Raw genomic sequence first — 26,779 nt, 5'->3', positions numbered from 1 at the left:
TCGTCGAAACAACCGGTTGGGGGTTCAGGAACGGGAACGCAGTTCCCGCCTGAGGATCTTCCCACTCGTCGTCTTGGGAAGTTCGGGCAGGATCTGCACTTCGCGCGGGTACTTGTACGCGGCCAGCCGCTCCTCGCAGTACGCCGACAGGTCCGCCGGCGCCACCTCGGCCCCGGGGCGCAGGCTGACGTACGCCTTGACGCTCTCCCCCCGGTACGCGTCGGGGATGCCGACGACGGCCGCCTCGCGCACCGCCGGGTGGGTGTAGAGGACGTCCTCGACCTCGCGCGGCCAGACCTTGAAGCCCGACGCGTTGATCATGTCCTTCTTGCGGTCGACGACGTACAGCCAGCCGCCCTCGTCCATGAAGCCGATGTCCCCGGTGCGCAGTTCCCCGCCGGGGAACGCCTCGGCACTCGCCTCCGGGCGGCGCCAGTAGCCGGGCACGACCTGCGGGCCGCTGACGGCGATCTCGCCCTGCTCGCCGAAGGGCACGTCCGCGCCCGTCTCGTCGACGATGCGCACGACCGTGTCCGGGCCCGGCACGCCCACGGAGAGCGTTCCCGAGGCCGGGTCGACCGGGGCCTCCTTCTCGGGCGGCACGGACGCGCAGGGCGCGGTGCACTCGGTGAGGCCGTAGCCGTTGCGGATGTACGGACCGAAGCCGGCCCGGAACTTCTCGACCAGCGCCGGCGGCACCGGCGCGCCGCCCGACGAGATGACCTCGAAGGACGCGAAGTGGTCCCGGGTGACGCCGGGAGTGGCGGCGAGCGCCATGAAGGCCGTGGACGGGCCGACGGTGTAGGCGGGGCGGTGCTCGGTGAACGCGTCGAGGACGACGCCCGGGTGGAAGCGGTACGCGAGGGCCAGCGTGCCGGCGTTGGCGACGCAGGCGGCGAGCTCGCACACCATGCCGGTGATGTGGAAGAGGGGCGCCAGGGCGAAGTACGTCGAGCCCTCGGCTATCGGGTGGCCGGTGCGCTGGCGCTCGGCGTTGTGCATGATCCCGCCGTGCAGGTTCATGGCGCCCTTGGGCGTGCCGCTGGTGCCCGAGGTGTAGCTGATCAGCGCCACGTCGGTGGCGGTGAGCTCCCGGTCCGCCGGGGCCGCGAGCCCCTGGCGGGCGACGGCCACCAGGTCGTCCGCGTCGGAGGCGGGGGCCGCCCGCTCGAAGTTCAGCACGCGGGTGTCGTTCCGGGTCTGGAGGTCGAGTTCACAGGCGGTGAGGGCGATCCGTACGGGCGAGGCGGCGGCGGTGTCGCGCAGGTACGCCTCCCACGCCCGGTCGGAGCAGACCAGCGCGCTCGCCTCGGCGTCGCCGAGCGCGTGGCCGACCTCGGCCGACTTGTACATCGGGTTGAGCGGTACGACGACGGCCCCGGCCTTCCAGGCGCCGAGCAGGGCGATCACGAAGTGCGGGCTGTTCTGGAGCATGACGGCGACCCGGTCGCCGTGCCGCAGGCCCTTCGCGGCCAGGTGGCCCGCGACGGAGTCCGACAGCGCGTCGGTCTCGCGGTAGGTGAGGCGGCCGTCGAAGTAGGCGAGGGCGGGGTGTTCCGGCGCCCGGGCCACCGCGTCGCGGAAGGCGTGCAGCAGGGTGGCGGGCGGGTCGACGGGAGCCCGCTGGGCGTCGGTGAGCTGGGCCAGCCAGGGCTTGGCGGCGTACACCTGTCCGGTGGGGGATTCCTTGGTCGTCTCGCTCATCGGCCCGCCTCCTCCCACTTCTGCTGCAGGTGGTTCATGCCGGCCAGCCAGCGGTCGGGGTTCCCGGCGCGCGCCTGGTAGTAGCCGGCCACCTCGGGGTGCGGAAGGATCAGGAAGCGGTCCGCCGCCATGCCGTCGAAGAGCGCGTCCGCGACGTCCTGCGGCTCGATGGCGGTGGGCGCGAGGACCAGTTCGCCGGCCGAGCCCGCGGCGGTCAGCATGTCGGTGCGCACCCCCTGCGGGCAGATCGCGTGCACCTTGACCCCCCGGTGGCGGTACGTCAGCGAGAGCCACTCCGCGAAGGCCAGCGCGCCGTGCTTGCTGACGCTGTACGGCGCCGCGCCGACCATGGTGAGCAGGCCGGCCGCCGAGACGGTCGAGACGAACCGGCCGCTGCCGCGCTCCAGCCAGTCGGGCAGCAGCGCCCTGGCCGCCCTGACGTGGGCCATCACGTTGACGTCCCAGGCCGCGGCCCAGACCGCCTCGTCGGCGAAGGCGTCGCCGGGCGAGGCGAGGCCGGCGTTGGCGCAGTACACGTCGACCCGGCCGCCGAGCGCCTCGCGGGCCTCCTCGACGATCGCGGAGGCGTCGCCGGCGACGGCGGTCGCGCCGGTCTCGTCGGCGATCGCCTTGATCCTGCTCGCGTCGAGGTCGTTGACGACGACACGCGCTCCCTCTGCCGCGAATCTGCGGGCGAGGGCGGCTCCTATGCCGCCTCCCGCGCCGGTGACGACGACTCCCGCGTCCTGGAACTGGCTCATCCTTGAGGCCCGCCTCTCCTGCCGATCCTGCCTGCCGATCGTGCCGCCGACCTCGGCAGACTAACCGGTCGGTATGGAGCTGCGGAAGGGGTGGAACACCGCCGACCCGCCTTGCGCGGCTCGTTCCCCGCGGCCGCCACGCGCGCTAGCGTGCGTGGCCATGACAGACGGCGCCGATCACGGAGGTACTGGGATGAACCTGTCCAGACGCGGGTTGCTGGCCGCCACGGGGGCGGCGGGAGCGGCCGGGGCCGCCGGATCCCTCGGCGCCGCGGGGAGCGCGGCCGCCGCCGGGCGTCCCGGGCGGTTCCGGGTGCGCACCGGCTTCGACCGGCTGGCCGCCGACGGGTACGCCGCGCTCGCCGGCCAGAAGGCCGGCGTCGTCACCAACCCGACGGGCGTCACCTCCGACGTACGGCACATCGTGGACGTCATGCACGCCGACGACCGGGTGAACCTCACCGCCGTCTTCGGGCCCGAGCACGGCTTCCGGGGCACCGCGCAGGCGGGCGGCTCCCAGGGGCGCTACGACGATCCGGCGACGGGGCTGCCGGTGTACGACACGTATCTGAAGAGCGGGCAGCCGCTCGCCGACATCTTCACTGCGTCGGGCGTGGACACGGTGGTGTTCGACATCCAGGACGCGGGCGCGCGCTTCTACACGTACATCTGGACGCTGTACGACTGCATGGCCGCCGCCGTGCTGGCGGGCAAGCGGTTCGTGGTCCTCGACCGGCCGAACCCGGTGACGGGGCGGGCGGCCCTCGGGCCGGTCCTGGACAAGGCCTTCGCGACGTTCGTGGGGCGCGAGCCGATCGCGCAGGCGCACGGGATGACGGTGTGCGAGCTGGCGCGGCTGTTCAACGGCGAGTTCCTGACGCGGCCGGTGGAGCTGGAGACGGTGCGGATGTCGGGCTGGCGGCGTGGCGACTTCTTCGACACGACCGGGCTGCCGTGGGTGCCGCCGAGCCCCAACATGCCGACGCCCGACACCGCGCTGGTGTACTCCGGCACCTGCCTCTTCGAGGGCACCAACCTGTCGGAGGGGCGGGGCACGACCCGGCCGTTCGAACTGCTGGGCGCGGAGGGCGTCGACCGCCGGTGGGCCGAGACCGCGAACGCGGCCGGGCTGGCGGGGGTGCACTTCCGTGAGGCGTACTTCGCGCCGACGTTCTCCAAGTTCCAGGGGAAGACCATCGGCGGCGTACAGGTGCACGTCCACGACCGGGAGGCGTACGACCCGGTCCGCACCGGCATCGCGCTGCTCATCACGGCGAAGCGGAGCTGGAGCGGCTTCGCGTGGCGGGCCGACCACTGGATCGACAAGCTGACGGGCAACACGCGCGTACGGACGATGATCGACGCCGGGGCGGGGACGGACGAGGTGGTGGACGCCTGGCGGGCCGACCTGGCGGCGTTCAGGTCCGTACGCCGGGAGTACCTGCTGTACCGGTGAGGGCTCGTCCGACGTGGTGTATGGCCAGTGGTGCGGTCCGGCGGGATGCTGGGGCGTGAGCAGGCCGTTCGGACCCGAGGGGTGCGCCATGACGGATGCGGTTGCGGAGCCGTACCAGGAGATCACCTTCGACGCGCGGGGTGAGGTGAACGAACGTCAGCGCGACCGGCTGGCGCGGCTCGAAGTCACCGACCTGGTGATGTTCGCGCACGGCTGGAACAGCAGACGCTCGGTCGCGACCCGGATGTACGAGCGCTTCTACGCCCCCTTCCCCGGCCTGCTCGCGGACTCCACCGGCGTGCGGCTCGGCTACGCGGGCGTCGTGTGGCCGTCGATGCGGTTCGCGGACGAGCCGGTACCGGACTTCGGCCGGAGCCTCGCCGCCGCCCCCACGGAGCCCGGCCTCGACCAGCAGACCCGGGAGGCGCTGGTGGGGGCGTTCCCCGGCTGTGAGGGGATCGTGGAGCGGCTGGGCGAACTGCTCACCCAGCGGCCCGAGGAGCCGGCGGCGTTCGAGGAGTTCGGGGCGCTCGTACGGCGGTTGACGGAAGGGGGCGCGGGCGGCGGGGGCGGGAGCACGGCGGCGCGGGCCTCCGACGGGGGCACGCAGCCCGAGCCGGCGTCGGCGTCGGACGAGGAGCCGGTGCCGGGCGAGGAGCCCGCGGCGGACGAGCCGCTGATGCTGCGCGACGACACGCTCACCGTGTGCCAGGGCTTCGCGGCGGCGCTCACGGAGGCGGACGCCGAGCCGGGGGCCCGGAGCCTGGCGCTCGGCGGCGGCCTGAAGAAGGCCTGGAACGGGGCGAAGGAACTGCTCCGCCAGGCGACGTACTTCGAGATGAAGCGCCGGGCGGGCACGGTGGGCCGGCTGGGGCTCGGGCCGGTGCTCGGGCAGCTCGCCCGGTCGTCCCCGTCCGTGCGGGTGCACCTGGTGGGGCACAGCCAGGGGGCGCGGCTGGTCGCCTTCGCGCTGCGGGGGCTGCCCGACGGCGTACGGAACGTGAAGTCGGTGACCCTGCTCCAAGGGGCCTTCTCGCACTACGCGTTCGCGGAGCGGCTGCCGCACGCGAGGGGGCGGGGCGGGGCGCTGCGCGGGGCGCAGCGGCGGGTGGACGGGCCGGTGGTGGCCTGCCACTCGCGCCACGACTCGGCGCTCGGGGTGATCTACCCGCTGGCTTCGCGGCTGGCCGGCGACTCGGCCGGGCTGGCCGGGCTCGGCAGCCGGTGGGGCGCGGTCGGCTTCGACGGCATCAAGGCGGTGCCGGGGACGGTGGGGCTCACGCTGGCGCGGGCGCTGACCGACGGCGTCCCCGGTGCGGGGTGCGTGAACGTCGACGCGGCGGCGGTCGTACGGCGCGGGGGCGCGCCTTCGGGAGCCCACAGCGACATCCTGCACCCGGAGCTGGCGCGGATGGTGCTGGCCGCGGGCCGGCTCACCGGCTGAGCGCGACCGTCCCCGGGGACTGCCGCAGGGCCTGATCCCGCCCCACCGGCGGGATCAGGCCCTCCTGCGTACGAGCGGCGCGTCAGCGGTGTGACGGGAACTCGCTGACCATCTGGTACGTCGGCCGGTTCTGCCAGTGCATCGCCGGGTGGGTGAGGCCGCCCACCGCGCGGTGCACGATCGAGTCGGCGCACCACTGCTCCCCGGCGTCGCAGCTGTCGTCGCCCGGGTACACCTCGGCGGCGGGCTTGGCGACGGCCTGCTTCAGGGTGGCGAGGAGCGTGTCGCGGCAGGCGGAGAGGTCGCCGCCGCCGCAGTACGTCTTGGCCAGCGGGCCCTCGACCCGCTGCCCCAGAACCTTGCGCAGGTCCTTGTCGACGTAACTCCACCAGCCGTACTGGAAGGCGGAGCCGGCGTGCGCCCCGGTCGGGCCGTGCCCGGCCGACGGCGACTCGTCGGTGCCGAGGTTCCTGGTGAGTTCGCCGTACAGCTCGTCACCGAGGCCGGGCCGGAACTCGGCCTCGACGAGCAGCGGCCACCAGGCGTCCATGATCCGCACCGCGTCGGGGTGGGTGTAGGTCCGCGAGCCCCGGGCGGTCTCCTTGCGCTGGGCGCCGGCGGCGCGCCAGGACTCCAACTGCTGGACGCCCCTGGCCGTGTCCGGATCGGTGACGGGCTTCGAACGCAGCACCTTGAGCAGTGCGGGCAGCACGTCCTCGCCGCGCAGGTCGGTGACGGCGGCCTCGGCCATGGCCCGGGTCAGCGAGGCGCGGGTGACGCCGCCGTCGGCGACCAGCTTCGCGACCCGGTGGTCGAGGAGGTCGCCCCGGTGCACGGAACCGTTGCCGAAGCCCGCCGCCGTGTAGTCCTTCGCCTGCTTGTTGTTCCAGGAGATGTAGTAGTCCTGGCCGGTGGACTGCGGGTGTTCGGCGGGCGGGGTGTAGGCGGCGGTGTTGAACGCCGGGTCGAAGTCCCGCCATTCGTTGGCCTTCTCTGCCTTCACCGGCAGCGAGGCGTCGACGCCCTCGGCACGCACCGGGTTCATGCCGCTGTTGTAGTAGGCGGCGGTGCGCGCGTCGGCGTAGAACCAGTTGAAGGCGTAGTCGATGTGCTGCGCCGCCTTCTGGAAGGACGCGGCGTCCTTCACGTACCCGGGGTCGTTGAACATCTGGAAGCCGATGATCGAGTCGGCCTCGTGCCGGTAGGTGGAGCGCAGGGAGGTGTACGCGACGGGCTTGCCGCCGACGGTGGCGCGGTGGGTGACCGTCCCGTACTTCGTGCGCCAGACCTGCATCCGGTACGAGCCGGCGGCGGTGGAGTCGGCCAGTGTCGGCTTCCAGGCGTTGCGCTTCTCCAGCTTCTCCATGGGGGTGCACGCGCCCCGGAAGAGGTAGTGCGCCGAGGTCTTGTCCGGGGCGCCGCCGCCCGGTTCGCACAGCTCCACCGCGTACGTGTCGGTGATGTCCTGTCCGGCGGAGGTGGCCGACCAGGCGTAGTCCTGGCCCCGGCCGAGCTGCACGTACATGCCGACGCCGGCGAAGGACGCGCCGCGGGCGCTGATGCCCGGGCCCTGGAGCTCCTGGAGCATGAGCAGCTGCGGGGCGAAGTAGCCGGTCTGGGGGCCGAACACGGCGACCGGGTTCCCGCTCGCGGTGTGCCGGCCCGAGACGAGCAGCGCGTTGGACATCCCGCGCTTCTTGGAGAAGTCGGCTCCCGGCAGGACCCCGTCGTCGTACATGCCCTGGAGGGGCCTGAGCCTCTTCGGGGCCCGGACGGGGTGCTTCTGCCCGGCGCGCGCGGTCTTCGCGGCGCCCTGGCGGTCGTACACGAGCTGCTCGGGGGTCACGGAGCCGCGGTCGGGCAGGGCCGTGCCGCGCGGGTCGGCGGGCTTTCCGGCGTACGGGAAGCTGGTGCCGTCGTTGACGGTGAGGACGGCCTCGGGGTCGTTGCGCTGGCGGAAGGACTCCCAGACCTCGGTGCCCTCGGCGACGCCGTACTTCTGCTGCGCGGCGAGCAGCGACAGCGCGGACTGGACCTCGCCGCCGCCTCCCCCGCCGAAGAGGCCGCCGACGACGGAGGCGAGCGCGATCAGGTCGGTGACCTTGAAGGGTTTGATCTCGCCGATGTTGGTGATCGCGTCGACCTTGCCGGTGAGCACGTACTCGCCGGGGAAGTAGCGGCCCTTCTTGGCCTTCTCGCGGTACGCGTTGATGCCGTCGACGTACGCCTGCGCGTCGGCCATCGCCAGCTCGCCGCGCTCGCCCTTGGTCGTCCGTATCCGCTCGACCTGGGCCCGCAGGTCCTCCTCGGTGTACGGGGCCTGCGGCCAGAACTGCTGCTCCAGGCCCTGGTTGGCGAGGGCGCCGCCCGCGAAGGAGGTCAGTTCGCCGCGGCCGATGTGCCGGAAGAGGTCCATCAGCCAGAGCCGGTCCTGGCCGGCCGCGTAGCCGGCGCCGAACTCGGTGCCGTAGCGGGTGGCGCCCTTGATGTGCGGGACGCCGGTCGCCTTGTCGCGGGTGATCGTGACGTCGTCCCGGGGGCGGATCACGGAGGCCGCCCGGCCTTCGGGGACGCCGAAGGAGGCGTCGTTGAAGAAGTCGGTCAGCTTCTCGTCGGTGAGGCCCTGGTGGCCCGCGACCAGGGCGTCGTACTTGGACATCTGGTCGGAACTGTGTGCGGGGCGGGTGCCGAGGACGCGGTGCGCGAGGATTTCGGCCAGGGTGGCGTTGCCGTTCTGACCGGGCGGCAGGATGTCGTCGCACTGGCCCCCGCAGTGGTCCGCCGCGGGGGCGGGGTCCTGGGCGGCCGCCCGCGCGGTGTCGGCCGCGGCCTGCGGCAGAGGGGACAGCAGGCCTGCGGCGAGGGCGATCACCGCTGCTGCCAGGGCTGTTCGGTGCTGTGCGGGACCGGTACGTCGTCGTCGCATGCGAGCTCCTCGGGGGGCGGCAGGTGCGACGGACGTTACTGGCGGTACGCGGCCGCCCGAAAGTGAGCATGCGTCACTTTTTCCGAATCCCCCACTGATGTCGGCCATTCGATTTTCGATGGCACCGATCGGGGCACCCGTACGTCCACTCTGTGACGCCGAAGTACAAGCGACGGAGGTGGCAAGTGCGATGGCCGGATTCCGGAGTCTTGCGAGACAAGTACGCGACCCGCGGTGCGATCTGGCGCTGCGGCGGTACTCGCTGCGCAAATGCCTGGAACGGTTCGCCCCTTACGGGCACAGGGCGACCTGGGACCATCTGTGTTCGAGGCACCTGATCGAACCGGAGGACAGGGCCCCCGATCCGGCGCGGCTGGTGGCCGCGCTCGAGGAGCTGGAGGAGGCGCGGGCCGTGTGGCTCGCCTACGAAGTGGAGTTCGCCCGGCGGCGCAAGCGCGAGAAGCACGACGGGCTGCGGCGCCCCGGTTCCTTCGACGACTGGCACCGCCGCACCTGGGGCGGGTGCGGAGTGGCCTGGTGCGACGATCCCGCGGCTCATCCGGTGGCGCCGCTCGGCGACGTACTGCGCCGGCTGATCTCCGCGCTGGAGTCCGGGCCGGGGGCCAACTGCCCCGTGTGCGCGGACAGCGGGATCGTCTGGAAGCAGGGACTGGCGCACGACCCCTGGTACGGGCCGGTGTGCACGGGCTGCGGCATTCTCGTGCCGCAGCCCGTCCTGACGCCCGAGGCCCTGGCGGAGGCGAAGAGGGTACGGCGCAGGGAGCTGGCGTCGGTGGCGTGAGCGCGCGGGGGCCCGGCGCTCGGCCGACCGCCGCGTCCCCGTGTCGCCCGTACCGTCGCAAGGCGCCGCGCGGGCCGCCGCGTTGTCAGTGGCGGCTGTCACCATCGGAGCCATGAGCATGTTCCGGATCCAGGTCTGTCTGAACGGCCCGCGCGGTGCGGGCGAGAGCGCGGCTGTGCCGGTGACGCCGGGCGCGATGGCCGAGGCCGCCGTCGCGGCGGTGGCCGCCGGCGCCTGTGACGTGCACGTGCACCCCAAGTCCCCCTGCGGCGAGGACACGTTGTCCCCGCGAGCGGTGGCCGCGGCGCTGACGGCGATACGGGCCGCGCTCCCCGCGACGGTCCCCGTCGGGGTCACCACGGGCGCCTGGGCCGAGCCCGATCCGCGGCGACGGGCCGAGCAGGTGCGCGCCTGGACGGTGCTGCCGGACCACGCGTCCGTGAACTGGCACGAGCCGGGCGCCGAAGAGGTGGCCGCGGCCCTCGTGGAGCGCGGTGTCGGCGTGGAGGCCGGCCTCTGGTCGGGCACCGACGGCGTACGCCGCTTCCTCGCCTCGCCGCTCGCACCCCGGGTGCTGCGGGTGCTCGCCGAGGTGACGGACACCGATCCGGCCACGGCCGAGACCTCGGCCCGGGCCCTGCTGGCCGAACTGGGCGACGCGCGGGGCATGTCCGTGCTGCTGCACGGTGAGGACGGCGGCGCGTGGCCGGTGCTGCGGCTGGCCCGTGCGCTGGGCCTGGCCACCAGGACCGGCCTTGAGGACACCCTGCTGCTTCCCGACGGCCGGCCGGCGCCGTCCAGTGCCGAGCTGGTGCGCGCGGCGCTGCGGTAGGCCGGGCGCGGCGTCGTTGCGGCGGTGCGGCGCTCGGGCCGGGCGGCTCAGGCGCTGGGCTCCGCCTTGCGCTCCTGCGCCCCGCGGCGCTCCGCGTACAGCCGGGAGCCGGTGATGCGCTCACCGAACACGTCGTCCGGGTTGGACAGTACGCAGGACTCCAGCGACAGGCAGCCGCAGCCGATGCAGTCGGTGAGGTGGTCGCGCAGGCGGCCGAGCTGCTTGATGCGCTCGTCCAGTTCCGAACGCCAGGCCCGCGAGAGGCGGGCCCAGTCCTCGTGGGTGGGCGTGCGCTCCTCGGGGAGTTCCGACAGGGCGTCGCGGATCGTGGCGAGCGGGATGCCGACGCGCTGGGCGGCGCGCACGAAGGCGACGCGGCGCAGCGCGTCACGGCCGTAGCGCCGCTGGTTGCCCGAGGTCCTGCGGCTCGTGATCAGGCCCTTGGACTCGTAGAAGTGGAGGGCCGACACGGCGGCGCCGCTGCGTGCGGACAGCTGGCCGACCGTGAGTTCGTGGATCTTCTCTGGTATCTGCGGCACTCCCCGAACCCTACCGGGCCTCCGTTGACAGAACAGGGAGTCCCCAGCATGCTGAGCAAGCGCTTAGAAACGTTGTGGGTACGCGCATGTCAGCCGTACGAGAGGCAGGGGCCGGGACATGGCAGAGCCGAGGGTCTTCACGTCCGCCGAGGAGCTGCGCGCCGGGGTCGGCGAGCAGCTGGGGCACAGCGAGTGGCTGGAGGTCGACCAGAAGCGGATCGACCTGTTCGCCGAGGCGACCGGCGACCACCAGTGGATTCACGTGGACCCGGAGAAAGCGGCGGCCGGCCCCTTCGGCACGACCATCGCGCACGGCTATCTGACCCTGTCGCTGCTGCCCGCCCTGGTCCCGCAGATCATGCGGGTCGAGGGCATGAAGATGGGCATCAACTACGGCTCCAACAAGGTCCGCTTCCCCTCCCCCGTGCCGGTCGGCTCGCGGGTGCGGGCCACGGCGGTGCTCAAGGAGGTCACGGACGCGGGCGGCGGCGTGCAGGTGACGGCGGTCGTGACGGTCGAGCGCGAGGGCGGCGACAAGCCGGCGTGCGTGGCGGAGTCGGTGTCGCGCTACTACTTCTGAGTCCGCCCGCCGCTCCTGGTCCCGCTTCCGCGCCCGGGCCCGCTCCTACTTCTGAGCGGCGACCATCCGCAGGACGAGGTCGGCGTACAGCGCGCCGACCTCGTCGGGCGTCCTGCGCCCCTGCGCGTTGAACCAGCGCGCCACGTCGATGCACAGCGACAGCACGGCCAGCGTGGTGCCGGGGACGTCCGGAACGTCGAACTCCCCGGCCTTGACGCCGTCGTTCAGGATGCGCCGGACGGCCGTGTCGCTGCGGCGGCGCAGCTCGATGATCTCGGCGCGGTGCTCGTCGCTGAGCGCGTCGAGTTCGTACTGGACGACGCGCGCGGTGGTGTGGCGCTCCGCGTGCCAGCGGACGAAGGAGCGTACGGCGCCGTCGAGCCGTTCGGCGGCGGTGCCCGGGCCCCCGGCGGCGGCCTGGAGGATCTCCAGGGCCTTGTCGTGCCCGATGCGGCTGATCCGGTGGAGCAGTTCTTCCTTCGTCTTGTAGTGGATGTAGAGCGCCGCCGGGCTCATCCCCGCGCGGCCCGCGATGTCGCGGGTCGTCGTCGCGTGGTAGCCCCGCTCCGCGAACGCCTCGACGGCGGCGACCAGCAGTTTCCTGGCCGCTTCGGGGGTGACCTCACCCCACGGCTTGGCCGTGTCGTCGTGTGGCTCGGCCGTTTCCTCCGCCGCACTCATGGCTCGCCCCTTCCGTCCGACAGGAACGAACACCATACCCCGAAGGTGAGCAAGCGCTTAGCGCGCCGTTCAGAGCTTCTGGAACGGGTCGTGCTCGGCGAGGAGCTTCTCCAGCCGCGCCTGGTCGACGCGGCTGACGATCTGCCCCGCCTCCTGCCGGTCCCTGATCACCTTGGCGAGGGTGAAGGCGGAGGTCACCAGGTACAGGACGCCGATGCCGAGAAAGGCGCGCACCCAGGGGTCGGCGTCCATGTAGAGGATGCCGAGGGTCACCGCTCCCAGGGCCGCGGCGAAGGCGGCGACGGCCTGCCCGTAGTAGGCCGTCGTGTTCTGCTGCTTGACGGGTGTGTCGCTCATGACGGACAGCATGGCCGGATGAGGCGCGGGTCACATCCGCTCGCGTACTCAGCTCACGTACTCAGGCGGCGGACCGGGCCGCCCCGCGGGAAGGGGGCGCCGGCCGGGTCAGAAGGCGGACACTCCGGTGAGCGCGCGGCCGATGACGAGCTTCTGGATCTGGCTGGTGCCCTCGTACAGCGTCATCACGCGGGCGTCGCGCAGCAGCTTGCCCGCCGGGTACTCGTCGATGTAGCCGTAACCGCCGAAGACCTGGAGCGCGTTGTTCGCCGCCCGTACGGCGGCCTCGGAGGCGAAGAGCTTCGCCTTGGACGCCTCGGTGACGAACGGCTGCCCCCGGTCGATCAGGTCGGCGACGCGCCAGGTCAGCAGGCGGGCGGCGTCCACGTCCACCGCGATGTCGGTGAGGAGCTCCTGGACGAGCTGGTGGTGCGCGATGGTCTTTCCGAACTGTTCGCGCTCGGTGGCGTACTCCACCGCCGCGTCCAGGGCCGCCTGTGCGATGCCGACGCAGCCCGCCGCGACCGACATGCGGCCCTTGGCGAGCGCGGACATGGCGACCGAGAAGCCCTTGCCCTCGGGCGCCAGCATCGCGGAGGCGGGGACCCGCACGTCCTCGAGGACCAGCTCCGCCGTGGCCTGTCCGCGCAGGCCGAGCTTGCCGTGGATCTCGCGGCGGGTCAGGCCGGGGGTGTCGGTGGGCACCAGGAACGCGGAGACGCCCTTGTGTCCGGGGGCGTCGGTGGAGCGGGCGAAGAGCAGCACGACATCGGCCCAGGTGCCGTTCGTGATGAACATCTTGGAGCCGTTGACGACGTACGCGTCGCCGTCCCGCACGGCGCGGGTCGTGAGGCTGCCCGCGTCGGAGCCCGTGCCGGGCTCGGTGAGCCCGAAGCAGCCGACCAGCTCGCCCGAGGTGAGGCCGGGCAGCCACTGCCGCTTCTGCTCCTCGGTGCCCCAGTGGGCGAGTGTCTTGGCGACCAGGCCGAGCGACACGGACACGATGCCGCGCACGGCGGAGTCGCCCCGGCCGAGTTCCTCGGTGACGAGGCAGTACGCGAGGTGGTCGCCGCCACAGCCGCCGTACTCCTCGGGGATCGTCAGGCCGAGGAAGCCGAGGGCGCCGAGCTTCTTCACGATCGCCCGGTCGACGCTCTCCGCCCGGTCCCACGCGACGGCGTGCGGAGCGATCTCGCGGTCGCTGAAGTCCCTGGCGAGCTGCCGTACGGCGGTCTGCTCCTCGCTGAGTTCCAGATTCATCCCGGCACCCCACTTTTAATTAGCACTGCTAGTTTCTTTTGCCGGGCCTACTATGTGCCGCATGGCCCGACCGCGCAAGCCCCTTCTCAGCCGTGACCGCATCGTGGGGGCGGCGAGCGCGCTGGTGGACGCCGAAGGGCTGGACGCCCTCTCCACGCGCCGGCTCGCGGCCGAGCTCGGGGTGAGCGGGCCGTCCCTCTACAACCACTTCCACAACAAGGACGAGATCCTCGACGCGGTCGCCGACGGCGTGAGCGCCAAGGTCGACCTGTCGATGTTCGACCCGGCGGACGGCCGCGACTGGCGGACGGCGCTGCACGACTACGCCGTCTCCTACCGCGCCGCGCTCACCGAACACCCCAACGTCGTGCCGGTACTGGCGCGCGGCCCCGGGCGACGCCCGGCCGGTCTGCGGGTCGCCGACGCGGTGTTCGGAGCGATGGTCGGGGCGGGGTGGCCGCCCGCCCAGGCGACGCACATCGGTGCGCTGATGCGGTACTTCATCACCGGGTCGGCGCTCGGCTCGTTCGCGAGCGGCTTCGTCGACGACGAGGCGGCGTACGACCCGGAGGACTATCCGCACCTCGGCCAGGCGCATCTCCTCGCGGAGCGGCGGCAGCAGGTCGACGAGGGCGCGTTCGAGACGGGGCTGCGGGCGCTGATCGACGGCCTGGGGCTCCAGTACGAGCAGCTGAGGACGGTTCGGCGGACGCCGAAGAGTCCCTGACGCATCCTGGCCCCATGGCACACGACGACTCCCCCGTCTCCTCGGTCTCCCCTGATTCCTCGCTCTCCGCCGCAGGGCGGCTGGCCGCGCTCGCCGCCCTGCTCGCCGACGAGACCCGCGCCTCGTTCTGCCTGGCGCTGCTCGACGGCCGGGCGTGGACGGCGGGCGAACTGGCGCGCCGCGCGGGGGTGGCGGCCTCGACGGCGAGCGAACACCTCGGCAGGCTGGTCGCCGGCGGGCTGCTCACCGAGGAACGGCAGGGCAGGCACCGGTACGTCCGCCTCGCCGGCCCGGGGGCGGCCCACCTGGTGGAGGACCTCGCCGCACGGACCGCGCCGCCGGCCGCCGGGCGGGACGAGGCGCCCCGCACCCTGCGGGCGGCGAGTGCGAGCAGCGCGATGGCGCGGGGCCGCACGTGTTACGACCACCTCGCCGGCCGGGTCGGCATCGTCATCACGGACGCGATGACGGCGCGCGGTCTGCTGCGGCAGGACGTGGGGTTCGCGCTCACCGACGAGGGGCTGGCCTGGTTCGACGCGCTGGGCATCCCTCTGGAACGCTCGGGCCGTCGCCCGCTGGTGCGCTCCTGCCTCGACTGGACCGAACGCCGCCCGCATCTGGCGGGGGTGGCGGGGGCGGCGCTCTGCCGCCACGCGCTGGAGGCGGGCTGGTGCGTACGCATCGGCTCCGAACGGGCGGTGAAGGTGTCGCGGGAGGGCGAGCGGGCACTGCGGGACGTGCTGGGGATCGAACCGGGGGCACTGGCCGGGACGCCGGGGGCGTGAGGCGCGGGCGGAGCCGTAACGCTTCGGCCGTGACCGAAACGTCACGCCACTACGTTCGTGGACATGACGACGCCGACGCCCACGCCCGACGCCCGTGCCCTGCTCTGCGACCCCCGCTTCCTCGTGCCGCAGGCGCCCTCCGGTGGCGCGCCCGGATCCATGCGCTGGCTGCGCGGCGCCGTGCCGCGGTTCAGCAACGGCCCCACGCACGCCCGGCGACGCGCTCTCGCCGAGGCCGAGTTGCGGCGCCTGGACCCCTCGCGGTTGCGGGAGGCGGCCAGGACCGCGACCCGCGCCGCCGCGTCGCCGGACGCCGCGCCCCATGTCCCGGTGGCCGTCCTCGGGGCCGCGCTCGGGGCGCGCGGGGACGTCGTGCCGGCGACGCGTGCGGTCGCCGCGGCCTACCGGCCCGGGGCGTCGCCGGAGCTGACGGCACGGGCCGACGAGGGCGTACGCACCCTGATGGGCCTGCTGCCGGACGGCGAGGCCGAGAGCGTCGCGAACCGGATCGGGCTGCTCGTGCAGACCTGCGACGCCACCGCCGCGCTGATCACCGGCGCGCTGGAACGCGCCGCCACGGGCCGGCCGCCCGGCTCCGTCGAGGAGTTGCTGACCGACACGCTCCGGCTGTCCCCGCCGGTGCGCGGCACCCAGCGCGTCGCCGGCCCGGAAGCGGCGCTGAACGGCCGGCCCGTGCCGGAGGGCAGCGAAGTCCCCCTGGACCTGGCAGCGGCCGGGGCGCCTTTCGGGCACGGCGTCCGCCCGTGCCCCGGATCCCGTCACGCCCTCGCGCTGGCCTGCGGCGTACTCGACGTACTACCGGAGGAGAAAGCCTCGTGAACCAGGACCGCTACGACGCGTTCCGCGCCCTGCACCACCGCCCCGGCGCGCCGCTCGTCCTCCCCAACGCCTGGGACCACGCGTCCGCCGCCGCACTCGCCGAGGCCGGGTTCGCCGCGATCGGGACCACCAGCCTCGGTGTGGCGTCGACCGCCGGCAAACCGGACGCGACCGGCGCGGCACGCGAGGAGACGCTCCACCTCGGGCGCCGGCTCGCGCGGCTGCCGGTGCCGGTCACGGTGGACATCGAGGGCGGCTTCGGCGCCGGCCCGGACGGTGTCGCGGCGCTGGCCGCCGATCTCGTACGGGCGGGGGTGGCCGGGGTGAACATCGAGGACGGCCGCCCGGACGGGACGCTCGCGCCGCTCGGCTTCCAGCGGGAACTGATCGGCGCCGTGAAGGAAGCGGCGCCGACCCTGTTCGTCAACGCGCGCGCGGACACGTACTGGCTGCCGGACCGGGCGGACGAGACGGCGCGGCGGCTGTCCGCGTACCGGGAGGCGGGCGCGGACGGCCTGTTCGTCCCCGGGCTCCAGGAGGAGCCGGTCATCGCCGCCCTGGCCGCCGAGTACGGGCTTCCGCTCAACATCCTGTACGCACCGGGGCGGTTGCCGGTCGCCCGGCTCGCGGAGCTGGGCGTGGCGAGGGTCAGTACGGGGTCGCTCCTGTTCCGGGCCGCCGTGCGGCACGCGGTCGATGTGGCGCGGGCGGTGTCCCACGGCGAGGCGGACACGCCGGGCGTGCCGACGTACGCGACGGCGGACGCCTGGTCGGACGCGTACGGGAAGTAGCGCCGGGCCCCGGTGTCGCGGGGCGCGGGGTCCGGGCTGAGCCCCCGGGCCCCGCGCCCGGCGCTCCTACCGCGCCCCGTCCCCCGCCGCCCGCGCCCGGTTGGCCAGGATCCTGATCGAGATCAGCGCGATCACCGCGAGGCCGATGATGTACGCGGACACCGCCATCGACGTACCGGTGGCCTCCAGCAGCAGCACCATCATGAACGGCGCCAGCCCACCGCCGAACACGGCCGCGATCTGGTAGCCGAGGGACGCCCCCGTGTACCGCATCTCCGCCGTGAACAGCTCGGCGAACAGCGCCGCCTGCGGCCCGTACATGATGCTGAGGAAGCAGCTCGTCACGAACGTGCCGACGGCCAGCCACAGCAGCGACTTCGTGTCGATGAGCAGGAACATCGGCACCGCCCACACCAGCAGCCCCACCGCCCCCAGCGCGTAGATCCGCAGTCGTCCGATCCGGTCCGAGAGCGCAGCCGAGGCGGGGATGAGGACCAGTTGCGTGAGGCTGACGCACAGCGAGACGGTGAGGACGGCGCTGCGCTCCATCTCCAGCTCGCGGGTGGCGTAGTCCAGGACTCCGGTAATGATGATGTAGAAGGTCGCGGTGTTGACCGCGAACGATCCGCCCGCCAGGAACACCGTGCCGAGGTGCTTGGTCAGGATGGTGCGCAGCGGAGAGCGCGACGCCCCCTTCTCCTGCTCGGCCAGCGCCCGCTCCGCCTCACGGAAGGCCGGTGTCTCCTCGACCCGCGTGTGGATGTACCACGCGAGGACGAGCACCAGGACGCCGACGAAGAACGGCACCCGCCAGCCCCACGACGCGAACGCGCTCTCGCTGGTCGTGGCGCCCGCGATCAGGAAGACCGTGTTCGCCGTGACGACGCCGATGGGCACTCCGAGCTGCACGAGGCTGCCGTACAGCCCCCGCTTGCCCTCGGGAGCGTACTCCGTGGCCATCAGCATCGCCCCGCCCCACTGGGCGCCGACGGCGATGCCCTGGACGACGCGGAGCAGGACGAGCAGCACGGGCGCCGCGATCCCGATGGTCTCGTACGTCGGCAGGAGGCCGATGCCGGTGGTGGCCACGCCCATCAGCGTCAGGGCCATGACCAGCATCGGCTTGCGGCCGCGCTTGTCGCCCAGGTGCCCGGCGATGACACCGCCGACGGGCCGGGCGAGGAACCCGACGGCGAAGGTCGCGAAGGCGGCGAGCACGCCGGCCGACGAGCTGCCGGAGGGGAAGTACAGGTCGCCGAGGACGAGGGCCGCGGCGATGCCGAAGACGAAGTAGTCGTACCACTCGACGGCTGAGGCGAGGGCGGCGGCGGTGGCCACCTTGCGGCGGTTGCGGTCGGCGGGAGGGGCTGCCGTGGGGTCCTGGAGCGGGGAAGATGCTGTGTCCATGCGCTGCACACTCCGGTGGGTGCGGGGACGGAGGAGGGGGTGGCGTCGAGATGTGCCGGACCGTACCGACCGGGCGGTACGGAGGTCAACGGGTTCGACGCCGGCACTTTTCGCCGCCCCGTCCGCCCGAACCGGAATCCGCGCAGCACGACCACCCCGGCCGCACGGAAGCGGCCGGGGTGCGGGGGCGGGGTGGCTAGAAGACGACCAGGGCGCGGCCGCCCTTGCCCGCGATCATGTTGTCGAAGGCGGCCGGAATGCCGTCCAGGCCGATCTGTTCGGTGACCATGCTGCCCAGGTCGAGACGGCCGGCCCGGATGTGCTCCGCCAGTACGGGCAGGTCGCGCGCCGGGTCGGAGTTCCCGTACACGCAGCCCGAGAGCGTACGGCCGAAGTGGAAGATCTCCAGGGCGTTGAAGGTGACCTGCTGGTCCTTGCCGCCGATGCCGACGACCGTGGTGCGCCCGCCCCGGCGGGTCGAGTCCCAGGCCGTACGGATGGTGACGGCCCGGCCCACGCACTCGATGGCGACGTCCGCCCCTTGCCCGCCGGTGAGCTTGCGGATCTCCCGGGCGGTCGTCTCGGAGGCGATCACGAAGTCGGTGGCCCCGGCGGCCCGCGCCAGCTCCTCCTTCTCCGGCGATACGTCGACGGCGACGATCTGTCCGGCCCCGGCGATACGGGCCGACTGGAGGACGGCGAGACCGACCCCGCCGACTCCGAAGACCGCGACCGACTCCCCCGCGCGCACCCGCGCGCTGTGGTGGACGGCTCCGTACCCCGTGAGGATCGCGCAGCCGAGCAGCGCGGCGTCGGTCAGCGGGATGCCGTCGGGGACGGGCAGGACGCAGTTCGCGGCGACGACCGTCTCCTCGGCGAACGCCGCGACGTTCAGGCCGGGGTGGAGGTCGGTGCCGCCGGCGGTACGGGCGTACACGTTCCCGGCGCCGGACAGGGCGTCGGCGCACAGCCACACCTCGCCGATGCCGCAGTGGTGGCAGACGCCGCAGGAGGGCGCCCAGTTGAGGACGACGGGGTCGCCGGGGGCGATGTGCGTGACGCCCTCGCCCACCGAGACGACCGTGCCGGCCCCCTCGTGGCCGAGCACGGCGGGGACCGGCACACGCATGGTGCCGTTGGACAGGGAGAGGTCGGAGTGGCAGACACCGGCGGCGGCGAGACGGACTCTCACCTGGCCGGGGCCGGTGGCCGGAAGGTCGATGTCGGTGATCTCCAGGGGAGCACCGACGGCGGGCAGGACTGCGGCGCGGACGCGGGCCATGGTGTGGGGTGCTCCCGGGGCTCAGAACTGGAGGGACTTGGTCTGGAGGTACTCGGAGAGGCCGTGCGAGCCGAGCTCGCGGCCGACTCCCGACTGCTTGTAACCGCCGAAGGGGGCCAGCGGGTTGAAGCGGCCGCCGTTGATGTCGACCTGCCCGGTGTCCATACGGCGGGCGAAGGCCACGGCCTGGGCGTCGTCCGCCGCCCAGACCGCCCCCGCGAGTCCGTAGACGGTGCCGTTGGCGATGCGCAGCGCCTCGTCCTCGTCGGCGTACTTCAGGATCGACACGACCGGGCCGAAGATCTCCTCCCGCGCGATGGTCATGTCGGGGGTGACGTCCGCGAAGACGGTCGGCGCGACGTAGTAGCCGGTGTCGAGCGGGGCGTCGGGGCCGCCCGCGACGAGGCGTGCGCCCTCTTCGACGCCCTTCTCGATGTAGCCGCGCACCCGCGCCTGCTGCTTGGCGTTGACGAGCGGACCGACCCGTTCACCGACGGTGTACTTCGCCACGGCGGCGGCCGCCAGCGCCACCGCCTCGTCGTACTGGTCCTCGTGGACCAGCATCCGGGTCCAGGCGCTGCACGTCTGACCGGAGTTGCCCATGACGTTGGCGACACCGACGTTGACGGCCTTCGCCAGGTCGGCGCTCGGCAGGATGACGTTGGCCGACTTGCCGCCCAGCTCCAGCGCGACCCGCTTGACGGCCGCGCCCGCCGTCGCGCCGATCTGCTTGCCGACGGCGGTGGAGCCGGTGAAGGAGACGAGGTCGACGCCCTCGTGCTCGGCGAGCGCCTGGCCGGCGACCGGGCCGAGGCCGGTGACCAGGTTGAAGACACCGGCGGGGATGCCGGCCTCCTCGACGGCCTCGGCGAAGAGCTGAGCGGTCAGCGGCGTGTCCTCGGCGGGCTTGAGCACCACCGTGCAGCCGGCCGCAAGGGCGGGGGCCACCTTGGCGACGATCTGGTGCAGCGGGTAGTTCCACGGCGTGATCGCGCCGACCACGCCCACCGGCTCCAGGAACACGGTCGAGTTCCCGACCTTCTCCTCGAAGGAGTACGTCGCGGCCAGCTCGGCGTACGAACCGGCGACCAGGATCGGCACCCCCGCGTGCACCGCCTGCGAGAAGCCCAGGGGCGCGCCCAGCTCGGCGGTCACCGTCTCGGCGATCTCGTCCTTGCGGGCCACCAGCACGTCGCGCAGGGCGGCGATCCTGGCGGCGCGCTCGGCCGGAGCGGTCGCGGCCCAGCCGGGGAAGGCGTCGCGGGCGGCCCGTACCGCCGCGTCGACGTCCTCGGCGGTACCGGCCGGGACGTGGCCGATGACCTGCTCGTCGGCCGGGTTCACGACCGCGATCGTGTCCTGGCCGACGGCGGGCCGCCACTGGCCGCCGATGTACATCGCGTCATGGGCCTTCATCGCTGATCCTCCAGAGCTACCGGGCTGCCGTAGTGGTCCGCACCCCAAACTAGCGCTGTTAGTTTTTACGCGCCAGGGCCCGAAGTCACCCGCCGCCCCGCCGGACCGCTCAGCCGCGCGCGAGGACGAGGAATGCCTCCCAGGCGCGGGAGGGGAGGGCGAGGACGGGACCGGCCTTGTCCTTGGAGTCGCGGACGTGGACGGTGTGGGGGGAGGCGGCCACTTCCACGCAGTTGTCACCTTCGGTGCCGCTGTAGCTGGACTTGCGCCAGGACAGGGCCACTTCGACGCAGTTGTCGCCCGAGGTCCCGCTGTAGCTGGACTTGAACCACGCCAGTTCCGTGGTGCTCATAGCGCTCCTCTGATTCGCTCCAGCAGGCCCACGGAGACAGTCGGGCTGAGGGCCTGTGAGCGGAGTGTGGCATACCGTTGGTGCAGCACGGCGGCCTCTTTCGAGTCGGCGATCAATCGACCCGACTCTTGCCCCTCCGAATACGCGAGACGCCTGCCGTCCGGAGTCTCCAACAGCGCGAGAGGACCGTCCAGTCCCGCATGGCACTCACTGCGCGTCGGCATGACCTGCACCGAGACGTTTCGCAGCTCGGCGTACGCCAGGATGTGACCGAGCAGCCCACGCGTGACTTCGATTCCTCCGAGGGTGCGTTGCAGGACGTGCTCGTCCATGACAAAGCTGAACGAGGTGTTGGGCCGTTCACACAGCAAGTTCTGCCGCTCCATTCGCGCGGCAACCTGAGCTTCCAGTTGCTGATCCGACAGGGGCGGGATGCGGTTGCTGAACGCAGCCCGCGCATACCCTTCCGACTGCAACAGCCCCGGCACGAGCCTGCACTCGTAGTTGCCCAGACTGAGCGCCTGCTGCTCCAGCCGCGCCCACTTCCTGAACCACGCCGCCAGCCCCGGCTGCCGCGTCAGGTGGCCGAACGCCCGGCGCAGGGCGCCCGTACTCCCCAGCGCCAGCTCCGCGCGCTCCACGAAGTCCTTGTCCGGCATGCGTCTGCCCAGCTCGATCGACTCGATCGTGTGCTTGGAGAACCGCACCAGCGGCCCGAACTCCTCCCTGGTGAAGCCCGCGTGCTCCCGCAACCCCTGGACGAACGCCCCGAAGGTCTTCAGGCTGTCCGATGATTCCGGCTCGTCGTGTTCCCAGTCCCCGGCCATGGACGGCCACCTCCCAGTGAGCGAATCTCCCCGCACTCAGCTCACCCAGGGTTACGGCATCAGCGACCGTACTGTCCACAGCGTGTGTCCGTACGGTGGCCCAGCGTACGGACGTGTCCGCTGGTCACGGTGGTGCCGGGCCCGCCACGGTGGGCTTCATGCATACCGAGACGCAGCCGTCCGCTGCCCAACCTCCCCTTACCGTACGTGTGTTCCGGCAGCGGTTCTCCGCCACGCGCAAGGCGGCCAGGCTGGCGCGGCTGCTGGCCGTGCACCAGTTCCACGAGTGGGGCGTCCCGTACGGGAGCGACTCCTCCGACGTCGCCGCGCTGATCGTCGCCGAGCTCGCCGCGAACGCCGTCACGCACGGCCGGGTGGCGGGCCGGGACTTCGAGCTGCGGCTGGTGCTGGAGGCGGGCGGGCTGCTGCGCGTCGAGGTCACCGACGCCCGCGCCGAACGCGGCCTGCCCGCGCCACCGCCCAATGCCCCGCCTCCTGACGCGGAGACGGGGCGAGGGCTGCTGCTGGTGGAGGCGCTGGCCGAGACGTGGGGGGTCGTCGACCGGCAGGTGGGCAAGACGGTGTGGGCGACGCTCCGGGTGACGGCGCGGACCGTCACACGGACTTGACGCCCGTGAGGTGGGCGAAGACGACGACGTTGGAGGCGTACCCCTTCTTCTTGTCGAAGGTCCCGCCGCAGGTGATCACGCGCAGTTCGGGGCGGCCGGCCTTGTTGCCGTACACCTCGGCGTCGGGGAATGCCTCCTTCTTGTACGTCTTCACCGCGTCGACGGTGAACTGCGCGATGCGGTGGTCCGCGCGTACGACGTTGACGATGTCACCGGGGTTGAGGATGTTGAGGTTGAGGAAGATGGCCGGGCCGGTCCGGGTGTCCCGGTGCCCGACGAGGAGGGAGGTTCCCGCCTCTCCGGGGCTCGGGCCGTCCTGGTACCAGCCGACCAGGGCGGGGTCGTCCACCGGCGGGGTGGCGAGGGTGCCCTTGGGGTCCAGTCCCATGCCGACGACGGGCGCCTCGATGGAGATGCGGGGCACCGCCACCCTCGCCGGGGGCGAGTGCGACAGGGGCGGGTACGTCGCCCCGGCCGGGCTCGGCGACGGCTTCGACGCCGAGGGCGACGGCGCCACCGGCTTCGGCGGCGCGGGGACCGGCTTCGACGGCGCGGGGACCGGCTTCGACGGCGCGGGACTCACCGCCCAGGGCGACGGGACCGCGGGCTTCGAGACCACGGGCACCGGCACCCCGGGCTTCGACACCGCCGGCGACGGCACCGGCGGCTTGGACACCGGCGGCGTCGTCGCCGGTCGCGGGACCGGTTCCGGCGCCGGGTTCTTGGCGGCCGTGTCGTGGGCGGCGGTGTCATGAGCGGCGGTGACGACCGGCGCGTCCGGGGGCGAGTCGCCGCACCCCCGGACGACACCGGTCATCAGCGTCACCGTCACGGTCGCCGTCAGGGCGAGGCGGCAGCCCCGGCTCGGTCCGCGACGGCGGCGGGAACGGGTGTTACGCGGCGCCATTTGCGCGGCGGCGGGCCCGACGGACGAAGATCAGCCCGGCCACGCCGGCGGCGCCCGCGACCAGCGCGGGAGCCATGCCGAGCGAGGAGCCGTCGTCGTTGCCGGCGCCGGTACCGGTGCCCGCGCCCGTGTCCGCCGCCCCGCCGCCGCCGGCGGGTACGGCGCCGCGCGGAGCGGGCTTGTTGTCCTGCTTCTTGGCGCAGTCGACCTTGAAGATCTTCTGCTTCGGCACGCCGCCCGGGAACGTCCAGTTGAGCTGGTAGTGGCCGTCCGGGAGCGAGTAGTCGGCGGTGTGGCCCTTGCCGCTCGCCATGTTGATGCCGCCCGTCAGGGTGGGCTGGGGAGGCGTCTTCGGCTGCGGGGTGATGGTCCAGTTGACCAGCGGTACCGTCTCGAAGTTGGAGGCGGCCAGGTTGAACGTACAGACCTCGTAGTGGTCCTTGCTGTCGTTGAAGCTGGTGCCGGCCTTGTGGATCTTGACCTCGCCGCTGTCACCGGGGACGGCGAAGGCAGCCGGCGCGCCCCACAGGGACACCCCTGCGAGGGCCAGCGTGGCGAGGGCGGCCATGCCCGGACGGACGCCGTGGGAGCGAAGAGATGTCGAGGTGGTCATGCGGGGCTCCTTCAAGCCGAGATGATTGTCGTACTGATCACTCGATCGCCTGATTAGATGTCACATATCGGGCGCGAAGAAGCCTAGAAACGCTGAGAAGTCGTCAGATATGACCTGACTGGCCGACAGCGGGTGTCTGCCGACCGAGGGAGGCAGCCCCTCCCCCACCGGCTCCGCCAGACTCCCCCGACCCGCTGGGCCCACCGGGCGCGTCGCTCCGTCGGCCGCGCAGGGCCAGCCCCGCCGCCCCCAGCAGGAGCACGCCCAGCATCAGGAAGGGCGCCGCCGTCCCCGCCACGCCGGCCACCAGCCCCGCCGACGCGGGGGCCGCCACCTGCCCGAAGCGGTTGCCCGTCAGGCGCAGGGCCAGGGCCGTCGAGCGCGCCTGCGGCGGGGACGCCTGGACCACCGTGGTCATCGACAGCGGCTGGCCCACGCCCAGGCAGAAGCCGAGCAGGGCCAGCATCAGCGCCAGCGCCCACACGGGCACGGGGAACGCGACGCCCGCGCACAGCAGGGCGGCCAGCACGCACGTGAGCGTCATCAGCGCGGTACGGCCGAGCAGCCGGATCATCGGCGTCATCACCAGCCGGCAGGCGATCGTCGCCGCGGCCCGCAGGCTGAGCAGCAGGCCGACGACGGAAGGGGCGATGCCCCGGTGTTCACCGACGACCGGGAGGTACGCGGTGAGGACGTCGGTCGCGGAGAGCACCGCGAGGCTGATGAAGATCCCGGCCGGCACGCCGCGCGTCCGCAGGATGCGGTGGACCGGAACCTTGGCCGCGTGCCCGGCGCGCGCCGCGCCCCGCGACCGGTGCTCGATCCGCCAGAGCGAGGTGAACGACACCGCCGCGACGCCCGCCGAGACGACCAGGGCGAGGGCGCTGGTGCGGGCCATGGCGCCGTCGTGGCCGGAGACCAGCAGGCCGGCGGCGACCGGGCCGACGAGCTGGCCGAGCGACGCCCCGATGGTGAAGTGGCCGAAGTTGCGGTCCTGTTCGGCCGGGGCGGACTGACGGGCGACGATCGACTGGGCGCCGATGACGAAGCACAGGTGCCCGAGCCCCATCACCCCGCTCCAGGCCGCCATCGCCGCGAGGGAGTCCGCCGTACCGCTGAGGGCGCACCCGCCGGAGATCAGGACGACGCCGACGGGCAGCAGGGGTGCGCACCGCCCGAAGTCCGTCCTGCGCCCCAGCGGTACGGCGGCGAACAGGGGCAGCAGCGCGTACACGCCCGCGATCACGCCGACCGCGCGCTCGTCCGCGCCCAGGGCCAGGGCCCGGTACGAGACGGCCGGGCGCGCCATCGACACCGCCGCCTGCGCGAAGCCGAAGGCGATGACCAGGCGCAGCAACCACCCCCTGCCACGCATCAGATGATGCCGAAGAGGATTCCGGCGCCGAGCACCACCAGCGAGGTGAGCGCCGCCCATTTGACGGTGAACCGGGTGTGGTCGCCGAACTCGACCTTGGCCATGCCGACCAGGACGTACACGGCGGGCACCAGCGGGCTGGACATGTGCAGCGCCTGTCCGACGAGCGAGGCGCGGGCGATCTCCAGCGACGACACCCCGTGCGCCGCGCCGGCCTCCGCCAGGACGGGCAGGACGCCGAAGTAGAAGCCGTCGTTCGACATGAAGTACGTCAGCGGGAGGCTCAACAGGCCGGTGACGAGGGCCATGTGCGGGCCCATGGCGTCGGGGACGGCGCCGACGAGCCAGTCGGCCATGTGCTTGACCATGCCGGTGCCGGTGAGGACGCCGGTGAAGACGGCGGCGGCGAACACCATGCCGGCGACGTTGAGGACGTTGTCGGCGTGGGCGGCGATGCGGGCCTTCTGGTCGGCCATGTTGGGGTAGTTGACCGTGAGGGCGAGGGCCGCGCCGATGAGGAAGAGGACCGGGATCGGCAGCAGTTCCATGATCATCGAAGCGAGCAGTACGACGGTGAGCCCGGCGTTGAACCAGTAGAGCTTGGGGCGCAGGGTCGCACGGTCGGGGTCGAGCCCCTGGAAGCCCCCACCGTCGGCGGCGTACGCCGGACCGGCGTCCGCGTCGTCCCCGCCGCCGGGGCTCTTGCGTGGCGCCTCGCCGCCCCCGCCGCCGGCCGTGACGAGGACCTCGGCCGGCGCCTCGACCGCCTCGTCGAGGGTGAGGCAGCCGAGGCGCTTGCGCTCCCGCCGGCCCAGCACGTAGGCGAGGGCGAAGACGAAGACCAGTCCGACGGCGAGGGCCGGGATCATGGGCACGAAGATGTCGGCGGCGTCGAGCTTCAGCGCCGTGGCGGCGCGGGCGGTGGGGCCGCCCCAGGGCAGTGTGTTCATCACGCCGTTCGCGGTGGCGGCGACGCCGGTCATCACCACCAGGCTCATCCCGAGCCGCTTGTAGAGCGGATACATCGCCGAGACCGTGATCATGAAGGTGGTCGAGCCGTCGCCGTCGAGCGAGACGATCGCGGCGAGCACGGCCGTGCCGACCACGATCCGCATCGGATCGGCCTTGCAGAAGCGCAGGATGCCGCGCACGATCGGGTCGAAGAGACCCACGTCGATCATCACGCCGAAGTACACGATGGCGAACATCAGCATCGCGGCGGTCGGCGCCAGGTTCCCGACGCCTTCGAGGACGTAGTCCCCGAGCTTCGCCCCCTGTCCTACGAGCACGCAGAAGAGCGCGGGGATCAGTACGAGCGCCGCGATCGGCGACATCTTCTTCATCATGATCAGGACCAGGAAGGTCGCGATCATGACGAATCCGAGGATGGTCAGCATTTGGGGTACCTCACGTTCGCCCTTGAACTCCCACCAGGCCAGGCGGTCCGATGACGTTAGGTCGCGTCGTGAGGCGTTAACAAGATGTT

At 72.7% G+C, this 26,779-nt stretch carries 26 protein-coding genes; 10 read left to right on the top strand and 16 right to left on the bottom strand.

What is annotated here, in order from left to right; all coding sequences use genetic code 11:
• Positions 1 to 24: 24 nt before the first annotated feature.
• Positions 25 to 1,704 (bottom strand): class I adenylate-forming enzyme family protein, encoded by a 1,680-nt coding sequence (locus IE185_RS05170; RefSeq protein WP_138898218.1) that lies wholly within the window; start codon positions 1,702 to 1,704, stop codon positions 25 to 27.
• Complete coding sequence (locus IE185_RS05165) at positions 1,701 to 2,465, bottom strand: SDR family oxidoreductase (RefSeq protein ID WP_138898217.1); 765 nt, start codon at positions 2,463 to 2,465, stop codon at positions 1,701 to 1,703. The genes IE185_RS05170 and IE185_RS05165 overlap by 4 nt, the downstream gene beginning before the upstream one ends.
• 193 nt (positions 2,466 to 2,658) lie before the next feature.
• On the opposite strand from IE185_RS05165, the gene IE185_RS05160 reads away from it, so the two are divergent.
• A complete protein-coding gene (locus IE185_RS05160) occupies positions 2,659 to 3,921 on the top strand; it encodes an exo-beta-N-acetylmuramidase NamZ family protein (protein WP_138898216.1) in 1,263 nt (420 codons plus the stop codon).
• Positions 3,922 to 4,009: 88 nt separating this feature from the next.
• Positions 4,010 to 5,365: an alpha/beta hydrolase family protein gene (locus IE185_RS05155; RefSeq protein WP_189714721.1), complete on the top strand. Its 1,356-nt coding sequence runs from the start codon at positions 4,010 to 4,012 to the stop codon at positions 5,363 to 5,365.
• Between the two features lie 82 nt (positions 5,366 to 5,447).
• Here IE185_RS05155 and IE185_RS05150 read toward each other — a convergent pair whose 3' ends face one another.
• Positions 5,448 to 8,291 carry a penicillin acylase family protein gene (locus IE185_RS05150; protein WP_138896839.1) on the bottom strand — a complete coding sequence of 948 codons (2,844 nt, stop codon included), beginning with the start codon at positions 8,289 to 8,291 and terminating at the stop codon, positions 5,448 to 5,450.
• A 190-nt stretch (positions 8,292 to 8,481) separates the two neighbouring features.
• Here IE185_RS05150 and IE185_RS05145 point away from each other — a divergent pair, with 190 nt between their 5' ends.
• Together IE185_RS05145 and IE185_RS05140 are read left to right on the top strand one after the other, a co-directional pair.
• Positions 8,482 to 9,093 carry a hypothetical protein gene (locus tag IE185_RS05145; RefSeq protein WP_138896838.1) on the top strand — a complete coding sequence of 204 codons (612 nt, stop codon included), beginning with the start codon at positions 8,482 to 8,484 and terminating at the stop codon, positions 9,091 to 9,093.
• Positions 9,094 to 9,205: 112 nt separating this feature from the next.
• A complete protein-coding gene (locus tag IE185_RS05140) occupies positions 9,206 to 9,925 on the top strand; it encodes a 3-keto-5-aminohexanoate cleavage protein (RefSeq protein ID WP_229843359.1) in 720 nt (239 codons plus the stop codon).
• A gap of 47 nt (positions 9,926 to 9,972) precedes the next feature.
• On the opposite strand, the gene soxR is transcribed toward IE185_RS05140, so the two are convergent.
• A complete protein-coding gene (gene soxR / locus IE185_RS05135; RefSeq protein WP_138896837.1) occupies positions 9,973 to 10,464 on the bottom strand; it encodes a redox-sensitive transcriptional activator SoxR in 492 nt (163 codons plus the stop codon).
• A gap of 118 nt (positions 10,465 to 10,582) precedes the next feature.
• Between soxR and IE185_RS05130 the strand changes: the two genes are divergently transcribed.
• Complete coding sequence (locus IE185_RS05130; protein ID WP_138896836.1) at positions 10,583 to 11,044, top strand: MaoC family dehydratase; 462 nt, start codon at positions 10,583 to 10,585, stop codon at positions 11,042 to 11,044.
• A gap of 45 nt (positions 11,045 to 11,089) precedes the next feature.
• Here IE185_RS05130 and IE185_RS05125 read toward each other — a convergent pair whose 3' ends face one another.
• From IE185_RS05125 to IE185_RS05115, 3 genes are all read right to left on the bottom strand, one after another.
• Positions 11,090 to 11,725: a TetR/AcrR family transcriptional regulator gene (locus tag IE185_RS05125; protein WP_138896835.1), complete on the bottom strand. Its 636-nt coding sequence runs from the start codon at positions 11,723 to 11,725 to the stop codon at positions 11,090 to 11,092.
• Positions 11,726 to 11,794: 69 nt separating this feature from the next.
• The gene (locus IE185_RS05120; RefSeq protein ID WP_138896834.1) at positions 11,795 to 12,082 is read right to left on the bottom strand and encodes a YiaA/YiaB family inner membrane protein; all 288 of its coding nucleotides are present in this window, start codon (positions 12,080 to 12,082) and stop codon (positions 11,795 to 11,797) included.
• Between the two features lie 108 nt (positions 12,083 to 12,190).
• The gene (locus IE185_RS05115; protein WP_138896833.1) at positions 12,191 to 13,342 is read right to left on the bottom strand and encodes an acyl-CoA dehydrogenase family protein; all 1,152 of its coding nucleotides are present in this window, start codon (positions 13,340 to 13,342) and stop codon (positions 12,191 to 12,193) included.
• A gap of 61 nt (positions 13,343 to 13,403) precedes the next feature.
• Between IE185_RS05115 and IE185_RS05110 the strand changes: the two genes are divergently transcribed.
• The 4 genes from IE185_RS05110 (at position 13,404) to IE185_RS05095 (ending at position 16,485) form a co-directional block, all read left to right on the top strand.
• Entirely contained in the window at positions 13,404 to 14,069 is a 666-nt protein-coding gene (locus IE185_RS05110) for a TetR/AcrR family transcriptional regulator (RefSeq protein WP_138896832.1), read from the top strand.
• A 14-nt stretch (positions 14,070 to 14,083) separates the two neighbouring features.
• Entirely contained in the window at positions 14,084 to 14,854 is a 771-nt protein-coding gene (locus IE185_RS05105; RefSeq protein WP_189714719.1) for an ArsR/SmtB family transcription factor, read from the top strand.
• Between the two features lie 63 nt (positions 14,855 to 14,917).
• Positions 14,918 to 15,694 carry a cytochrome P450 family protein gene (locus IE185_RS05100; RefSeq protein ID WP_138899464.1) on the top strand — a complete coding sequence of 259 codons (777 nt, stop codon included), beginning with the start codon at positions 14,918 to 14,920 and terminating at the stop codon, positions 15,692 to 15,694.
• Positions 15,691 to 16,485 carry an isocitrate lyase/PEP mutase family protein gene (locus IE185_RS05095; RefSeq protein WP_189714717.1) on the top strand — a complete coding sequence of 265 codons (795 nt, stop codon included), beginning with the start codon at positions 15,691 to 15,693 and terminating at the stop codon, positions 16,483 to 16,485. The genes IE185_RS05100 and IE185_RS05095 overlap by 4 nt, the downstream gene beginning before the upstream one ends.
• Before the next feature lie 66 nt (positions 16,486 to 16,551).
• Here the strand turns inward: IE185_RS05095 and IE185_RS05090 are convergent, their stop codons facing one another.
• The 5 genes from IE185_RS05090 to IE185_RS05070 all read right to left on the bottom strand — a co-directional run bounded on the left by IE185_RS05090 (position 16,552) and on the right by IE185_RS05070 (position 21,769).
• A complete protein-coding gene (locus IE185_RS05090) occupies positions 16,552 to 17,892 on the bottom strand; it encodes an MFS transporter (RefSeq protein WP_138909214.1) in 1,341 nt (446 codons plus the stop codon).
• A 196-nt stretch (positions 17,893 to 18,088) separates the two neighbouring features.
• Positions 18,089 to 19,174: a Zn-dependent alcohol dehydrogenase gene (locus tag IE185_RS05085; RefSeq protein WP_138898291.1), complete on the bottom strand. Its 1,086-nt coding sequence runs from the start codon at positions 19,172 to 19,174 to the stop codon at positions 18,089 to 18,091.
• A 21-nt stretch (positions 19,175 to 19,195) separates the two neighbouring features.
• Positions 19,196 to 20,590 (bottom strand): aldehyde dehydrogenase family protein, encoded by a 1,395-nt coding sequence (locus IE185_RS05080; RefSeq protein ID WP_138898292.1) that lies wholly within the window; start codon positions 20,588 to 20,590, stop codon positions 19,196 to 19,198.
• A 109-nt stretch (positions 20,591 to 20,699) separates the two neighbouring features.
• A complete protein-coding gene (locus IE185_RS05075; RefSeq protein ID WP_138898293.1) occupies positions 20,700 to 20,942 on the bottom strand; it encodes a DUF397 domain-containing protein in 243 nt (80 codons plus the stop codon).
• Positions 20,939 to 21,769: a helix-turn-helix domain-containing protein gene (locus IE185_RS05070; protein ID WP_138898294.1), complete on the bottom strand. Its 831-nt coding sequence runs from the start codon at positions 21,767 to 21,769 to the stop codon at positions 20,939 to 20,941. Before IE185_RS05070 ends, IE185_RS05075 begins: the two co-directional genes overlap by 4 nt.
• 158 nt (positions 21,770 to 21,927) lie before the next feature.
• Between IE185_RS05070 and IE185_RS05065 the strand changes: the two genes are divergently transcribed.
• Positions 21,928 to 22,398 carry an ATP-binding protein gene (locus IE185_RS05065; RefSeq protein ID WP_138898295.1) on the top strand — a complete coding sequence of 157 codons (471 nt, stop codon included), beginning with the start codon at positions 21,928 to 21,930 and terminating at the stop codon, positions 22,396 to 22,398.
• Here the strand turns inward: IE185_RS05065 and IE185_RS32980 are convergent.
• The 4 genes from IE185_RS32980 to IE185_RS05045 all read right to left on the bottom strand — a co-directional run bounded on the left by IE185_RS32980 (position 22,385) and on the right by IE185_RS05045 (position 26,690).
• Positions 22,385 to 22,915 (bottom strand): class F sortase, encoded by a 531-nt coding sequence (locus tag IE185_RS32980; RefSeq protein WP_229843371.1) that lies wholly within the window; start codon positions 22,913 to 22,915, stop codon positions 22,385 to 22,387. The two genes, IE185_RS05065 and IE185_RS32980, sit on opposite strands and share 14 nt — an antisense overlap.
• Before the next feature lie 376 nt (positions 22,916 to 23,291).
• Positions 23,292 to 23,918, bottom strand: coding sequence for a hypothetical protein (locus tag IE185_RS05055; protein WP_189714713.1), 627 nt, complete (start codon positions 23,916 to 23,918; stop codon positions 23,292 to 23,294).
• Positions 23,919 to 24,021: 103 nt separating this feature from the next.
• Positions 24,022 to 25,293 carry an MFS transporter gene (locus IE185_RS05050; RefSeq protein WP_229843358.1) on the bottom strand — a complete coding sequence of 424 codons (1,272 nt, stop codon included), beginning with the start codon at positions 25,291 to 25,293 and terminating at the stop codon, positions 24,022 to 24,024.
• Positions 25,293 to 26,690: a CitMHS family transporter gene (locus IE185_RS05045; RefSeq protein WP_138895583.1), complete on the bottom strand. Its 1,398-nt coding sequence runs from the start codon at positions 26,688 to 26,690 to the stop codon at positions 25,293 to 25,295. Before IE185_RS05045 ends, IE185_RS05050 begins: the two co-directional genes overlap by 1 nt.
• Between the last annotated feature and the right edge of the window lie 89 nt (positions 26,691 to 26,779).

The sequence above is a fragment of the Streptomyces chryseus genome (genome assembly GCF_014650755.1).
Taxonomy (GTDB): Bacteria; Actinomycetota; Actinomycetes; order Streptomycetales; family Streptomycetaceae; genus Streptomyces; species Streptomyces chryseus.
This window is presented reverse-complemented; position numbering and strand designations above follow the sequence as displayed.

Excerpts from the sequence above, each read along its gene's own strand:
- IE185_RS05155 (WP_189714721.1), top strand. The coding sequence starts at position 4,010 with ATGACGGATGCGGTTGCGGAGCCGTACCAGGAGATCACCTTCGACGCG.
- IE185_RS05105 (WP_189714719.1), top strand. The coding sequence starts at position 14,084 with ATGGCACACGACGACTCCCCCGTCTCCTCGGTCTCCCCTGATTCCTCG.
- IE185_RS05125 (WP_138896835.1), bottom strand. The coding sequence starts at position 11,725 with ATGAGTGCGGCGGAGGAAACGGCCGAGCCACACGACGACACGGCCAAG.
- IE185_RS05075 (WP_138898293.1), bottom strand. The coding sequence starts at position 20,942 with ATGAGCACCACGGAACTGGCGTGGTTCAAGTCCAGCTACAGCGGGACC.
- IE185_RS05045 (WP_138895583.1), bottom strand. The coding sequence starts at position 26,690 with ATGCTGACCATCCTCGGATTCGTCATGATCGCGACCTTCCTGGTCCTG.
- IE185_RS05085 (WP_138898291.1), bottom strand. The coding sequence starts at position 19,174 with ATGGCCCGCGTCCGCGCCGCAGTCCTGCCCGCCGTCGGTGCTCCCCTG.
- IE185_RS05070 (WP_138898294.1), bottom strand. The coding sequence starts at position 21,769 with ATGGCCGGGGACTGGGAACACGACGAGCCGGAATCATCGGACAGCCTG.
- IE185_RS05165 (WP_138898217.1), bottom strand. The coding sequence starts at position 2,465 with ATGAGCCAGTTCCAGGACGCGGGAGTCGTCGTCACCGGCGCGGGAGGC.
- IE185_RS05140 (WP_229843359.1), top strand. The coding sequence starts at position 9,206 with ATGAGCATGTTCCGGATCCAGGTCTGTCTGAACGGCCCGCGCGGTGCG.
- IE185_RS05160 (WP_138898216.1), top strand. The coding sequence starts at position 2,659 with ATGAACCTGTCCAGACGCGGGTTGCTGGCCGCCACGGGGGCGGCGGGA.
- IE185_RS05050 (WP_229843358.1), bottom strand. The coding sequence starts at position 25,293 with ATGCGTGGCAGGGGGTGGTTGCTGCGCCTGGTCATCGCCTTCGGCTTC.
- IE185_RS05080 (WP_138898292.1), bottom strand. The coding sequence starts at position 20,590 with ATGAAGGCCCATGACGCGATGTACATCGGCGGCCAGTGGCGGCCCGCC.
- IE185_RS05130 (WP_138896836.1), top strand. The coding sequence starts at position 10,583 with ATGGCAGAGCCGAGGGTCTTCACGTCCGCCGAGGAGCTGCGCGCCGGG.
- IE185_RS05090 (WP_138909214.1), bottom strand. The coding sequence starts at position 17,892 with ATGGACACAGCATCTTCCCCGCTCCAGGACCCCACGGCAGCCCCTCCC.
- IE185_RS05120 (WP_138896834.1), bottom strand. The coding sequence starts at position 12,082 with ATGAGCGACACACCCGTCAAGCAGCAGAACACGACGGCCTACTACGGG.
- IE185_RS05110 (WP_138896832.1), top strand. The coding sequence starts at position 13,404 with ATGGCCCGACCGCGCAAGCCCCTTCTCAGCCGTGACCGCATCGTGGGG.
- IE185_RS05055 (WP_189714713.1), bottom strand. The coding sequence starts at position 23,918 with ATGACCACCTCGACATCTCTTCGCTCCCACGGCGTCCGTCCGGGCATG.
- IE185_RS05065 (WP_138898295.1), top strand. The coding sequence starts at position 21,928 with ATGCATACCGAGACGCAGCCGTCCGCTGCCCAACCTCCCCTTACCGTA.
- IE185_RS05170 (WP_138898218.1), bottom strand. The coding sequence starts at position 1,704 with ATGAGCGAGACGACCAAGGAATCCCCCACCGGACAGGTGTACGCCGCC.
- IE185_RS05150 (WP_138896839.1), bottom strand. The coding sequence starts at position 8,291 with ATGCGACGACGACGTACCGGTCCCGCACAGCACCGAACAGCCCTGGCA.
- IE185_RS05115 (WP_138896833.1), bottom strand. The coding sequence starts at position 13,342 with ATGAATCTGGAACTCAGCGAGGAGCAGACCGCCGTACGGCAGCTCGCC.
- IE185_RS05145 (WP_138896838.1), top strand. The coding sequence starts at position 8,482 with ATGGCCGGATTCCGGAGTCTTGCGAGACAAGTACGCGACCCGCGGTGC.
- IE185_RS05100 (WP_138899464.1), top strand. The coding sequence starts at position 14,918 with ATGACGACGCCGACGCCCACGCCCGACGCCCGTGCCCTGCTCTGCGAC.